15 protein-coding genes are annotated in these 12897 nt (G+C 67.3%); 9 read left to right on the forward strand and 6 right to left on the reverse strand.

Features of this window, described 5'->3' with window-relative positions:
- Window positions 1-16 precede the first annotated feature (16 nt).
- Both FB478_RS15090 and FB478_RS15095 read left to right on the forward strand, forming a co-directional pair.
- Window positions 17-1567 carry a bifunctional diguanylate cyclase/phosphodiesterase gene (locus FB478_RS15090; RefSeq protein ID WP_056388484.1) on the forward strand — a complete coding sequence of 517 codons (1551 nt, stop codon included), beginning with the start codon at window positions 17-19 and terminating at the stop codon, window positions 1565-1567.
- Between the two features lie 170 nt (window positions 1568-1737).
- A complete protein-coding gene (locus FB478_RS15095) occupies window positions 1738-2799 on the forward strand; it encodes an EAL domain-containing protein (protein ID WP_261377421.1) in 1062 nt (353 codons plus the stop codon).
- 77 nt (window positions 2800-2876) lie between these two features.
- Here FB478_RS15095 and FB478_RS15100 read toward each other — a convergent pair whose 3' ends face one another.
- Window positions 2877-3113 (reverse strand): DUF6480 family protein, encoded by a 237-nt coding sequence (locus FB478_RS15100; RefSeq protein WP_018770321.1) that lies wholly within the window; start codon window positions 3111-3113, stop codon window positions 2877-2879.
- Window positions 3114-3247: 134 nt separating this feature from the next.
- On the opposite strand from FB478_RS15100, the gene FB478_RS15105 reads away from it, so the two are divergent.
- Window positions 3248-3562, forward strand: coding sequence for a hypothetical protein (locus FB478_RS15105; protein WP_144601015.1), 315 nt, complete (start codon window positions 3248-3250; stop codon window positions 3560-3562).
- Here FB478_RS15105 and FB478_RS15110 read toward each other — a convergent pair.
- The 3 genes from FB478_RS15110 to FB478_RS15120 all read right to left on the reverse strand — a co-directional run bounded on the left by FB478_RS15110 (window position 3559) and on the right by FB478_RS15120 (window position 5619).
- Window positions 3559-4383 carry a glycerophosphodiester phosphodiesterase gene (locus tag FB478_RS15110; RefSeq protein ID WP_144601016.1) on the reverse strand — a complete coding sequence of 275 codons (825 nt, stop codon included), beginning with the start codon at window positions 4381-4383 and terminating at the stop codon, window positions 3559-3561. The genes FB478_RS15105 and FB478_RS15110 overlap by 4 nt on opposite strands.
- Window positions 4384-4425: 42 nt before the next feature.
- A complete protein-coding gene (locus FB478_RS15115; protein ID WP_144601017.1) occupies window positions 4426-4689 on the reverse strand; it encodes a hypothetical protein in 264 nt (87 codons plus the stop codon).
- Between the two features lie 111 nt (window positions 4690-4800).
- On the reverse strand, window positions 4801-5619 hold the full coding sequence (locus FB478_RS15120; protein ID WP_056388493.1) for a Cof-type HAD-IIB family hydrolase: 819 nt from the start codon (window positions 5617-5619) through the stop codon (window positions 4801-4803).
- 151 nt (window positions 5620-5770) lie between these two features.
- Between FB478_RS15120 and FB478_RS15125 the strand changes: the two genes are divergently transcribed.
- The 3 genes from FB478_RS15125 to FB478_RS15135 all read left to right on the forward strand — a co-directional run bounded on the left by FB478_RS15125 (window position 5771) and on the right by FB478_RS15135 (window position 8872).
- The gene (locus FB478_RS15125; RefSeq protein ID WP_018770326.1) at window positions 5771-6202 is read left to right on the forward strand and encodes a LexA family transcriptional regulator; all 432 of its coding nucleotides are present in this window, start codon (window positions 5771-5773) and stop codon (window positions 6200-6202) included.
- 24 nt (window positions 6203-6226) lie between these two features.
- Entirely contained in the window at window positions 6227-7525 is a 1299-nt protein-coding gene (locus FB478_RS15130) for a Y-family DNA polymerase (RefSeq protein WP_186447809.1), read from the forward strand.
- Between the two features lie 168 nt (window positions 7526-7693).
- Window positions 7694-8872, forward strand: coding sequence for an ABC transporter substrate-binding protein (locus FB478_RS15135; RefSeq protein WP_144601018.1), 1179 nt, complete (start codon window positions 7694-7696; stop codon window positions 8870-8872).
- Window positions 8873-8949: 77 nt separating this feature from the next.
- On the opposite strand, the gene FB478_RS15140 is transcribed toward FB478_RS15135, so the two are convergent.
- The gene (locus FB478_RS15140) at window positions 8950-9897 is read right to left on the reverse strand and encodes a carbohydrate kinase (protein ID WP_144601019.1); all 948 of its coding nucleotides are present in this window, start codon (window positions 9895-9897) and stop codon (window positions 8950-8952) included.
- A gap of 41 nt (window positions 9898-9938) precedes the next feature.
- On the reverse strand, window positions 9939-10736 hold the full coding sequence (locus FB478_RS15145) for an alpha/beta hydrolase (RefSeq protein WP_144601020.1): 798 nt from the start codon (window positions 10734-10736) through the stop codon (window positions 9939-9941).
- 139 nt (window positions 10737-10875) lie between these two features.
- On the opposite strand from FB478_RS15145, the gene FB478_RS15150 reads away from it, so the two are divergent.
- From FB478_RS15150 to FB478_RS15160, 3 genes are all read left to right on the forward strand, one after another.
- Entirely contained in the window at window positions 10876-11523 is a 648-nt protein-coding gene (locus FB478_RS15150) for a cyclodeaminase/cyclohydrolase family protein (protein WP_056388498.1), read from the forward strand.
- Between the two features lie 44 nt (window positions 11524-11567).
- Complete coding sequence (locus tag FB478_RS15155) at window positions 11568-12308, forward strand: SDR family NAD(P)-dependent oxidoreductase (protein WP_144601021.1); 741 nt, start codon at window positions 11568-11570, stop codon at window positions 12306-12308.
- 127 nt (window positions 12309-12435) lie between these two features.
- Window positions 12436-12897 (forward strand): helix-turn-helix domain-containing protein (locus FB478_RS15160; protein ID WP_144601022.1); only part of this gene is annotated, 462 nt, incomplete at its 3' end.

The raw sequence follows: 12897 nt of genomic DNA on the forward strand, positions 1-12897 counted from the left end.
CGAAGGAGGACCTGCCATGTTTGCCGACGACGATCCCCGGCTTTCGCAGCTGCTGGAAGGTATTGTCCGGCTGGCTTCCGGCGACCTCAGCTCCCGGATCGAGGTCTCACCCGCCCGGGATGAACTGGACGCGATCATCATGGGCACCAATCTCCTGGCCGAGGACCTGCAGATCATCTACGAGGAGCTTGAGCAGCGGGTGCAGGTCCGGACCCAGCTGCTGCACGAGGCGCACCTTGAGATGCAGAAGATGGCGATGCAGGACCCGCTGACCGGCCTGGCCAACCGGTCCGCACTGATCGAAGCGCTGCGCACCGCCCTGGAAGCCCGCACCGCGGCCGGCGGCGAGCCGGCGGATGAAGGCCCCGCCATCTTGCTGATGGACCTGGACGCGTTCAAATCCATCAATGACAGCCTGGGACACACGGCCGGCGACCAGGTCCTGGTGACTGTGGGCGAAAGGCTCCGGACCGCGGTCCGCGCGGCGGACGTCGTCGCCAGGCTGGGTGGTGACGAGTTCGCGATCGTCATGCCGTCGGCGTCGGCAGACCAGGCCGCCATCGTGGCGCACCGCATCCTGGCCGCGCTCACCGAACCCATCGAACTGCCCGGCCGCAGCGTGCGTTGCGGTGCCAGCATCGGGCTCAGCGTGGGCAGTGAAGGCCACAGCCCGGAGGACATGCTGATGGAGGCCGACGTCGCCATGTATGCCTCCAAGGCCGAAGGGCAGAACAGGCTGCACCGGTTCGAGCCGGCCCTGCTGCTGATGCGGCGGCTCCGCAGCCAGCTGGTGGACGACCTGCGGGCCGCCATCAAGGATGACGCGCTGACGCTTTACTACCAGCCCGTGGTGGAGCTCGCCACGGGACGGATCGAGGGCGTGGAGGCACTGGTCCGCTGGAACCACCCCACCCGCGGCTTCATCATGCCGGACGAGTTCATTCCCCTTGCCGAGGAGGCGGGACTGATCTCGGAACTGGGCCTGTGGGTGCTCAGGACGGCTGTGAGGCAGCTCCGGGCCTGGATCGACGCATGCCTGCTGGACAGTACGTTTTCCGTGCGCGTCAATATCTCCGCCACGGACCTGCAGAGCCTGCAGTTCATCGAGGACGTGCGGAACGTGCTCCAGGAGACCGGGGTCAGGCCCGACCAGGTGGTCCTCGAATTGACCGAAGTGGCCATCGTCAAGGGCAATGAACTGGACCGGTACTCGCTGGGCGGGCTGCGCGGCCTGGGCGTGGGCATCGAAATTGACGATTTTGGCACCGGCTACTCCTCCATCAGCTACCTCCGCCGGCTGCCCGTGGACCGGGTCAAAGTGGACAGAACGCTGATTACCGGGCTGGAGACCGATCCCAGCCAGCCCGCCCTGGTGGCCGCCGTGCTGCAGCTGGTACGGGCGTGCGGGCTGGAAGCCGTATGGGAAGGCGTGGAAACCGCTGAGCAGGCGGAAATCCTGCGCGGGCTTGGCTGCCGCAGCGCGCAGGGCTACTACTTCAGCCGTCCGGTTCCGCCGGACCAGATACCCCAACTGCTGGCTGACCAGCAGGAAAGCGCTAACCAGTAACGCAAAACTACTGCGCTTTTGTGGCCGCCGTTATACGATCAGCGTGCGGTGTCTGGTTTTTCGCCGCCGCGAAATTCAGGTCTGGCAACACCGTACTTTTATAAGGCGTTTGGAAATTTGAACATTATTGGGCCATCGGGTCATTACTTCGTCAACTGGGGGCGTTGCTAATGTCGGTTCGGGTACAGGCATGGGGAATTATCGCTGCCGTGCTGGCGGATACGGATCCTGCGGGAGCCGCTGTCCGGCAACGGCTGAGCAAGAGCCTCGACGAGAATCCAGGCGTGCCGGAACGCGCTTTGCTGGAGTATCTCCTGGAGACCCGGCGCAGCGATGCCAACACCGTGGAAACACTGGAAGCGGCCAGGGACATGCGCCTCACAGCGCCCACCCTGCCGCCGCAGTTCGCTGAGCAGCTGGACGCCATCCGCAGCATCTCACGGATCAGCGCCCTGCTCGAGAACCAAATGCTGATGACCGCATTCCAGCCCATTTACGGCCTGGAAGGAAAAACCGTGGTCGGCGCGGAAGCCCTCTCGCGCTTCGTCAGCGATGACGGTGCCGCTGCAGAACTGTGGTTCGCCGAGGCCGCGGCCGTGGGCCTGGGCGCAAACCTGGAGTTCTCGGCTTTGGGATCCGCCGCGGCGGCAGCCCGCGACCTGCCGGACAACCTTTATGTGTCCCTCAATATTTCGCCCACCTCCTGCATGGACCCGCGGCTGCCGGAACTGTTCGACCATATTGAACTCCCCATCGACCGCATAGTGCTCGAATTGACCGAGGACATTCCGGAAGAGGAATATCTGCAGTTCATTTCCGCGATCAATCCACTGCGGGAAAAGGGCCTGCGGATTGCCGTCGATGACACCCACACCGGGGCCGGCGCCCTCAGCCGCATGATCCACCTGCGTCCAGACTTCCTCAAGGTGGGACGCAACGTGATTGGCGACGTCGACAAGGACGGCCTCCAGCGGGCACTGTCGGCCTGCCTGGTGGACTTCACCGACCAGATCGGCACCATCCTGGTGGCTGAGGGGATCGAAACGGTGGGCGAACTCAAGGTCCTCACCGAACTTGGCATCAGCGCCGGCCAGGGTTACCTGCTGGGGCGGCCGTCAGTGCGGCCCCAGGACTGGGCCAACTGGAACACGCGGCTGGACGTGGACGGCCTGGAGCGCCATTTGGCGGGACCAGGGGAGTCGCGGGGCCGCCATGGCAAAGAGACTTCCTGACACACACCACGCTCACACCTAAGGCGAGCAGCGCGGCGCATGGCATGACGCCAGGCGCCGCGCCTGCCATTTAACCGCTATTCGGAGTGGCCCTGGTCCCGGCTCATCTGGTCCTCTGCCGGCGGCGTCTCTCCCGGGGGCACTCCCCCGCCCGGTTCCAGCCCGGTGACATTGCCCTCTGCCGGGTCGGGGTTTGGCGAACCGGCCGCCTCCCTGCTGCGCTGCTCCGCCAGGTGCGGCTGGGCGGCGCCAACGTCTTCCTTCCCCGGGCGGTCGGGGTTCGCGGGGTCATTCTCCGGATGGTAAGTGCTCATGCTGGTCTTCCTTCCTCTCCGGCTGCGGTCCGATTCCCCAGCACTGGACTAATTGTAAGCATGCTGATAATTCTGGAGGAGTAGGGCCGGTATGCCGCTGGGCGCCGGCACGCAATGTCGGAAGGAGCAGTCAGATGGGAATCGGCGACAGCATCGGCAAGGCAGCAGAAAACGCCATGGAGGACCTGGCCGGAACATCCAAGCCGACGGAGAAGATGGATGTGCCCGACCCCACGAACCCCAATGACGGCGTGGAAGTCCACTCGTCCCTGAGTGAAGGTTCAAATGCCATGGAGGCGGAGAAGCAGAAGGCGCCCGGCCTCAAGACAGGCGCTCCCCCGGCACCGGTCTCCAACCGCCCCCTGGGCGGTGACACCGACGAAACTGACCCTGGCCAGGCGGACCGCGACGGCCTTACCGGCGACGCCACCGCGCCGTCCGGAGGCTAGGAACCCGGCGCATGCGGGTGGCCCTGCGGCCACTCCCCGCGCTCCATGAGCACTTCGCGAAGCAGGTCCGCGCGGTCCGTGACGATGCCGTCCGCGCCAAGGTCGAGGAGGCGGTGCATTTCCGCGGCATCGTTGATGGTCCAGACGTGCACCGCCAGGCCAAGGGCGTGGGCGCGGCAGATGAACCCGGCGGTGACCACAGGGATCCGTCCATAGCGGACGGGGACCTGCAGCGCATGGACGTCCCTGAGCACCCGGCGCATGAGCCGGTGGAACACCGGGCGTGGAAGCACGGGGCCCAGCAGGGTGAATAGGGCATTGGAGGACACGCCGGCGGAGGAGGCAACCGGCCGGCTGAGCAGTTTCAGCACCGCCCGCCGTCGACGGTCCGAAAAACTGGTGACCAGCACGCGCTGGTGCACTTGGTGCCGCTCGATGGCGGCGGCCGTGCTGTGGACGGAGCCCCAGTCCTTGACGTCCAGGTTCAGCCGGGCGTGTGGCAGCTGGGTCACCAATTCATCGAACGTGGGGATGGGCTCGCGGCCGTTGATCCTGGCCTTGGCGACGTCCGCGGCCGGCAGGTCCGCCACGCGGCCGCTGCCGTCGGTCAGGCGGTCCAGGGCTTCATCGTGGAAGAGCAGCAGCACGCCGTCGGCCGTGGTGTGCACGTCCGTTTCCAGGTACCGGAAGCCCAGTTCGACGCCGGAGCGGAACGCGGCCATCGAGTTTTCCAGCCCCTCAGCCGAGAACCCGCGGTGGGCCATGGCGATGGGTAGCTGCCGCCCGGCGTCGTCCTTGTGCTCGAAAAAGGGCAGGGTCACAATGTGAGCGTACCCGAGCCGCGCGGGGTTGGGGCCGGCGGGTCAGTCAGCGCAGTCGGTTTCCCTGCATGGCACAATGTCCACCCCGTCGCCGCAGTGCAGGAGCGTCCGGCCGCGGCCGCCGTCCAGGTGGACCCAGACTGCCGTGTGGTCGGCGGTGATGGTGTCCACCACGCCGCCTGCCTCAAAACCGGGCGACAGCAGGACGCGGACCCGGTCGCCCTGGTGCAGCTGCTTCCAGTGCGGAGCCGGGGTTGCTGGCCGGTGCGGCCCATCGGCCATGTGCTGTTTGACGTTCCTTGCCATGGTTGCCCCCTATGAGCCGGCGTAAGTGGTGCCTGCTTTCCATGGTTCACGCTAGGGGGCGAAGGTAAACGCCAGGTGAGCGGCAGCTGTGAATACGGGGGGCTGCTGCGGTCAGGAAAACTGGACGCCCAGGGAGGCGAGCCGCGCCTCCAAAACCTGGGCCACGCCGTCGTCGTCAAAATGCGGTGCCTGCTGCCCCGCCGCGCGGATGGCCTCCGGATGGCCGCTGGCCATGGCATAGCCGTGACCCGCCCACCGGAGCATCTCGATGTCATTGGGCATGTCGCCGAAGGCCACCACATCCGCGGCGTCAATGCCCAGCCCCGAAGCGTACTCGGCCAGGGTAACGGCCTTGTTGACCCCCGGCAGGGAGAGTTCCAGCATGGCAACGCCGGGCGAGGAGTGGGTCGTCGCGGCCAGGTGCTCGACGGCGGGTGCCACCTCGGCGAGGAAATCATCGGGTGTGCCGTCGCGGACGATGGCAAGGAATTTGACCACCGAATCGTCACTGGTGAGCGTGTCCTTCAGCGGGGCCGGGGTGAATTCGGCCAGCAGCTCGCTGGATTCATTTTCGATGAAGCCCGGTTCCAGATGGAATCCGGTGAGCGTTTCCGCTGCGAACAGGGCCGCGGGGCGGAGCGCCTTGATGATGCCGCGGACCTCCAGGACGGTGTGGATCGCCAGGGTGCGGGCGGAGACCAGGCGGTCCGCCTCCAGGTCCCAGACCACGGCACCGTTGGAGCAGATCACCCGTCCCGTGTGGCCCAGCTGCTCCTCGAGGGGGTGCAGCCAGCGCGGCGGACGGCCCGTGACAAACACGAGCTCGACGCCGGCATCGCGGCAGGCGTGGAAGGCGCGGATGGTGCGGGGGCTGATTTTTCCGTCGTGCCCAAGGATCGTTCCGTCAATATCGCTTGCTACCAGCCGCATGATGCCAGTCTACGTGGGGGTTTGCGCACCGTCGCCGCCAGGGCGGCCGCTTCGGGTCCGCGGGCTGTCCAGGGACGGCCGGGGTGGTGCCGTTGTCAGCCTCCGGGTCTACACTGAAACTATCGAACATATATTCGAATAAGGGTGTGTTGTGGGCGTTATTATCGGTCCCCGCGTGATAGATGCGGGCGCCTCGTTATTCTCGGTGCTGATCTCCCCCGTGGCGGTGGCGGCAGGGTTTCCGTCTCCTGCGCAGGACTACTTTGACGGGCGGATCGACTTGAACGCGCACCTCATCAAGGACATCACCAGCACCTTCGTGGTCCGGGTCACCGGGGACTCCATGGAGGGCGCCGGCATCAGCGACGGTGACGAACTGATCGTGAACCGGGCACTGGAGCCGAAGGACGGGTGCGTGGTGATTGCGGTGCTGGACGGGGAGCTGACGGTTAAGCGCCTCCGCATCACCGGCACCGGCGTGGTGCTGCAGGCGGAGAACCCCAAATATCCGGATATCCACGTCCCCGCCCTGTCCGAGCTGACCATCTGGGGTGTCGCCACCAGGTGCCTGCACCATGTCTGAGGTATTCCATGTTTGAGGAGCAGCATGCCTAAGCCGGTGCTCATGCGGCGGATGCCGCAGATCGCCCACGTGGATGTCAACTGCTTCTACGCCTCCGCGGAGCGCGCCTTCGACCCCTCCCTGGAGGGTCGCCCGCTGGTGGTGCTGTCCAACAATGATGGCTGCGCGGTGACCCGCTCCCCCGAGGCGAAGGCCCTGGGCATCGCCACCGGCGAGCCCTGGTTCAAGCTCGCGCCGCGGGCCAAGGAGTGGGGCCTGGTGGCGAAGTCCAGCAACTATGAGCTCTACGGGGACATCAGCTCCCGGGTGATGGAGCTGCTGGGCAGGTACTCGGCGTGGCTGGAGGTGTACAGCATCGACGAAGCGTTCCTGGGCGTGAAGGGAAAACCCGACGAGCTGCTGGCCCTGGGCCGCAGGATGAAAGAGGCCGTGCGGCGGCACGTGGGGGTGCCGGTCTGCGTGGGCATCGCCCCCACCAAGACCCTGGCAAAGCTCTGCAACAAGTGGGCCAAGAACAACGCCGCTTTTGGCGGGGTCTGCCTCTGGGAGTCGGTCCCGGCCGACGTTCGCGAGGCCCTCATGGGCCGGTTGCCGGTGGACGAGGTGTGGGGCATTGCCGGGCGGCTGATGAAGCGGCTCAACGTGTTGGGCATCTTCACCGTGCTGGACCTGGTCCGGGCGGATCCGGTGGCGATCAGGGACAAGTTTTCGGTGGTGCTGATGCGCACCGTCCTGGAACTGCGCGGCACCCCGTGCATTCCCATGGAGGAGGAGCGCGTCGGCCGCGACCAGCTGATATTTTCCCGTTCCTTCGCCACTCCCGTGACCACCGCCGCCGGCCTGCGCGAGGTTCTGAGCATCTACGGGCAGCAGGCGAGCGCCAGGCTGTCCAAGCACGGACTGCAGGCGAAAGTGCTGACGGCCTTCGCTGCCACGTCCCCCTTCAGGGATTACGAACAGGCCTACCCTTCGGTCTGCGTCTCGTTGCCCATGCCCACCGCGGATCCACTCCTGCTCACCAAAGCCGCCCACGCGCTGCTGCCCAATATCCGGGATGGACTGAAATATGCCAAAGCGGGCCTGATGCTCACCGACCTGCGGCCCACGGGAAACCAGCCCCCGCTCGAACTGTTCGAGAACCGGCACGAGGAACGCGGCATCGGGCCATTGCTTGAGGATGTGAGCCGCCGGTTTGGACGGGGGTCCATCGGGCTGGGGCATGCGGGCATCAAGTCGGGCCTGGACTGGACCATGAAGCGGGACATGCGTTCGCCCCGTTACACCACGCACTGGGACGAGCTCCCCCTGGTGAAGGCCGCGTAGGGGCACCAGGAGGGCCGAATCAAGACGCTCCGCGACGATTTTTAACGCCCTGCTACGCCGCATTGAGGCTTCGCGTCTCCCCGTGAACCACTGCGACACGAATGATTGTGGGGCCGCCGGGCGCTCCGTAATCTCGTCTCAGCATCAGCCCCAGCAAAGGATTTCCCCATGGCAAACCCGCAGGACAAGAGTCCGCAAAACCAGCAAGCATCCACCCGCATCGTCGCCGGCGGGTCAGCCAAGCCCCAGCGCCCGCTCGGCCTCAAAATCGGCATCGCGGCAGCCGCGCTGGCCCTGATCGGCGGGGGTGCCGCCGTCGCCTCCGCCGTCAACAACGGCACCGCTGCACCGGCAGCCGACGTGGCGCCCGCCGGCAACCCGGCGGCCGAGCTGAAGCTTGGCTACTTCGGCAACGTCACCCACGCCCCCGCCCTGGTAGGGGTCAGCAAGGGCTTCATCGCCGATGAACTGGGCAGCACCAAGCTCAGCACCCAGGTGTTCAACGCCGGCCCCGCAGCCATCGAAGCGCTGAACGCCGGCGCCATCGACGCCACCTACATCGGCCCGAACCCGGCCATCAACTCCTTCGTGAAGAGCCAGGGCGAATCCGTCAACATCATCGCCGGTGCCGCGGCCGGCGGCGCACAGCTGGTGGTCAAGCCGGAAATCGGCTCCGCTGCAGACCTGAAGGGCAGGACGCTCGCGTCGCCGCAGCTCGGCGGCACGCAGGACGTCGCCCTCCGGGCGTGGCTTGCCACCCAGGGCTACAAGACCAACGTGGACGGCAGCGGGGACGTCGCCATCAACCCCACCGAGAACGCCCAGACCCTAAAGCTGTTCCAGGACGGCAAGCTCGACGGCGCGTGGTTGCCTGAACCGTGGGCGTCACGCCTGGTACTGACGGCCGGCGCGAAGGTCCTGGTCGATGAAAAGGACCTGTGGGATGGCACACTGTCCGGCAAGCCGGGCGAGTTCCCCACCACCATCCTGATCGTGAACCGGAAGTTCGCCGCCGACCATCCGGACACCGTCAAGGCACTCCTGAAGGGGCATGTGAAGTCGGTCGAGTGGCTGAACGCGGCACCGGCCAACGAAAAGGCAACTGCCATCAACGCCGCGCTCAAGGAAGCCGCCGGGGCCGAACTGAAGGCCGACGTCATCGACCGTTCACTGAAGAACATCGTCTTCACCGTGGACCCGCTCGCCGGAACCTACCAGAAGCTCCTGGCCGACGGCGTGACTGCCGGCACCACCAAGCAGGCGGACATCAACGGCATCTTCGATCTGCGGGCCCTCAACAGCGTCTCGGACGGGAAGACCGCGGCAGCGGGGCTTGGCAAGGAGTAGGCCCTCCCTCCATCGGTTGCTCCGCAGGTGTCCTTTGAGTCCTCAGAACGGCACCTGCGGAGCAGCCCATTCGACTCTTAGCCCTCTTCGGCCGTTCCCAGCCGGTCCATCTCAGCCCGCGTCGGCGGGTTGGCGCCCGGCCGCGACACCGTGACAGCCGCTGCACGGGCAGCATGCGCAAGGAGTTCGGCCAGCCCTTCGGCGGGCAGGTCGCGCAGCTCCCCGCGGTTCTGCGCGCCGTCCAGGTCCCGGTCCACCAGGCCGGACAGCAGCGCCGCCATGAAGGAATCCCCAGCCCCCACGGTGTCCGCCACGTCAACTTTCGGTGCGGGAACGGACGCTTCGCCGGCGCGGCACACTCCCCACGGCCCATCCGCGCCCCGGGTCACCACCACAAGCGCCGGCCCCTCCGAGCCTCCCAGGGCCAGCCACTTCCGCGCCGAGTCCAGGACGTCCTGCCCCGGATAAAGCCATTCCAGGTCCTCGTCCGAGGCCTTGACCACGTCCGCCAGGCTGACGAACTTCTCCGCCTGCCGCCGCGCGAAGTCCACGTCGGTGATGATGCTGGGCCGGCAGTTGGGATCGAAACTGATGGTGGCCGAGGGGTGGGCGTACTCGACGGCGGCCAGGACTTCGGTGGCACCAGGCATCAGCATCGTGGCTATCGAACCCGTGTGCAGCAGCGTGGTGCCCTGCAGCATGAAGCCGAGCCGGTCCGCGAGGCCCGGGAGCTCCCAGGTGAGGTCGAACGTGTAGGTGGCGGCGCCGTCGTCGTCAATCAACGCGGTGGCCACGCTGGTGGGCAACTCATCCGGCGGTACCGGCAGCATGACGGAACTGGCGCGCAGGTGGGCAGCCACCGAATCGCCGTACGCGTCCCGGCCGTAGCGGCCGATGAACTGCACCGGATGGTCCAGCCGGGCCAGGCCCACGGCAACGTTCAGCGGGCTGCCGCCCACATGGGCCTCAATGCCGGAGGCGCGCTGGACAACGTCAACAAGGCCTTCGCCGATCACTGTGAGCATGGTCATACTCTGCCAGAAAGCGGACCGGTCAGCAGGTCGTGTCAGCGGAGCAGCCGGCCCACCAGTTCCCGGCACGTGAGATACGCCTCCGCCGTGACGTCGATCAGGGCGAAGTGGTCGCCCGGCACCCTGACCAGCTGTGCCGGCACGGGTCCGGCCTGGCTGGCCTCAACATAGGTGGTGGACATGCTGAGGGGGACGTCGTCGTCCCCCAGCGCGTGGACGGCATAGACGGGAACGTCCAGCGGCAGCGCGGCCAGGGGGTCGGCCATGCGGTGGCGTCCGGGAAATTCCGACGACGGCCCGGCCAGCAGGTTTGCCACCGCACCATCGCTGAGGCTGAGCCGCTCGGCCCCGCCCAGGTTGAGGACCCCCGACTGGCTCACCACCCCGGTGAGGCGGACGCCGTCCGTGCTGTTTTCCACCTGGCTGCCCTCTGCGGGTCCGAGCCCGTCCAGCCTGTTCCTGCCTGCCGCCCACACCGCCAGGTGCCCGCCGGCGGAATGGCCCAGCGCCACTACTCTGCCCAGGTCCAGCGCGTGCGGTGCTGCCAGGTCGGCCAGCTTGTCGATGCCGGCCAGGATGTCCTGGAAGGTGCCCGGCCAGCCGCCGCCGTTGCCGGCACGCCGGTACTCGAGGTTCCAGGCCGCCATGCCGTGTTCCGCCAGGTCCTTGGCCAGCGGCTCCCCCAGTTCGGCCCCGTAAGTGGAGCGCCAGTACCCGCCGTGGATGACCACCACCACGCCCCGGTGCCTCCCGCCAACCGGAAGATCGGGAAGGAAGAGTTCGCCCCACTGGCTGGGGTCGTCGCCGTAGTCATGGCGGTAGCGTCGCGTCACACTGGCCCACTTTAGCGGCCCGGATCGCCGGAAGAGCCCCGTGTTTCCGCGGCCAGGCCCATCAAAACTGGGCCAGAAGCGCGCGGTGCCGCCGTGCCCTGCCGTTTAGCCCCTCACTTTTCTGGGCACGGTCCCTGGCATGGAGGAACCTGTAGTGACCACCCAAGGGTCAACGGTGGAAGAGTGGACGCGCGCGCTGGCGGAATCCACAGGCTCACCCGGCGGAGGGGCGGGGACAGGGCTGATGCTCGCCGTCGCCGCCTCGCTGACGTCCATGGTGGCCGGCTACAGCGGGGACGACGGCGAGGAGCCGGCCCGGATACGCGCCCGGGCGCACGCACTGCGCCAGGAAGCCCTGCGGCTGGCAGATGACGACGCGTCCGCTTCCAAGGCGTTCGGCGCCGCCTTCCGGCTGGAGCCGGGCCAGGAGCGGGAGGAGGCGATCCGTTCCGCGTCGCTGGAAGCCGCGGCGTCCTCCGCCCTCCTGGGCGAACGGGCCATCGGGGCCATCGACGACCTGGGCTGGCTGGCAACAAACGGCAACCGGTCGCTCGTGGCCGATGTCGTCGTCGCGTTCGGCGCCCTTCGGGCTGCCGTTGCCGGGGCACGCACCAACGTCAGCTTTGACCTCGGGTCACTGCGGTCCGCCGGTGCAACCCTGGACCAGGTCCGGGAACAGCATCCGGACCTGTGGGCCGCCGTCGAGAAACTCAACGGAGCCATGGAGCGCATCGACGAACTGACAGCTGCGATTGACCACCGCGCCGCCCCCACCGACGCCGTCTGACGCCGGGATACTGGTACAAACCCAGGAACAAGGGAGGGCCGCGCATGGCACGCGTTTTCATCACCGGATCCACCGACGGGCTTGGCCTGGCCGCGGCGGAGACGCTGCTGCAGGACGGCCACGACGTGATCGTGCATGCGCGGTCCTCCCGGCGCGTCCCCGCGGTGCAGCACCTGCTGGACCGCGGGGCGAACTGCGTCACCGGTGACCTCGCGGTTGCACAGGAAGTCCGGCAGATCGCGGACCAGGCCAACGCGATCGGCGGCATCGACGCGGTCATCCACAACGCGGGCGTACTCAACGGTGCGGCCCTGCTCCCGGTGAACGTGGTGGCCCCGTACCTGCTCACCGCCCTCATTCCCGGCCCGCGCCGGCTCATCTACCTCAGCAGCGGCATGCACCGCGGCGGCAGCACCGGCCTGGACGGCCTGGACTGGGCAGGACGGACGACGACGGCCTCCTACTCCACAACGAAGCTGCACGTCACTGCGTTGTCGGCAGCGCTGGCCCGCCTTGTCCCGCATGTCGCCAGCAACGCCGTCGACCCCGGCTGGGTGCCCACGCGGATGGGCGGCCGGTCAGCTCCGGATGACCTGGAACTGGGGCACCGGACCCAGGAGTGGCTGGCCACCAGTGATGATCCCGGGGCCCTGGCCAGCGGGGGCTACTGGTACCACCAGCACCGGCAAACGCCGCATCCGGCGGCCACCGACCCCCGGTTCCAGGACGCCCTCCTGGCCCGCCTTGCGGACCACACCGGGGTCACCCTCGACGCGCTGGCCTAGCTGTACTGCCCAGGGACGTTGGTTCGGTGAATGTGATGACTCGCTGGAGTCGTTGAGCCAACGGTGAGGACCTCCGGTTGCACAGTGGAGTTGCTTAGACAACCGCTGCAGCGACCAGGAGGTCCTCATGTCCCACGCTAATGCCGCTTTGACTCCGCGCCAACGTTTACGCGTCGCGCGTCTGGTCGTTGACCACGGCTGGCCGGTATCCCGGGCTGCCGAGCAGTTCAACTGCTCCTGGCCGACCGCGAAACGGTGGGCGGCCCGTTACGCCGCGATGGGTGAGGCCGGTATGGCTGATAGGTCCTCCCGCCCGTACCGGGTGGCCAACCGGACGCCGCAGCAGCTGGTGCGCAAAGTTGTGCACCTGCGCTGGAAGCAACGGCTGGGACCGGTCGCGATCGGGGCGAAGCTGGCCATGCCGGCCTCGACCGTGCACGCGGTCCTGGTCCGGTGCCGGCTGAACCGCCTGCATCACGTGGACAAGCGCACCAGAGAAGTCATCCGCCGCTATGAGCACGTGACTCCCGGAGCGATGATCCATGTGGATGTGAAGAAGCTCGGCAACATCCCCGACGGCGGCGGCTGG

Source organism: Arthrobacter sp. AG367, assembly GCF_007828995.1.
Lineage (GTDB): Bacteria > Actinomycetota > Actinomycetes > Actinomycetales > Micrococcaceae > Arthrobacter.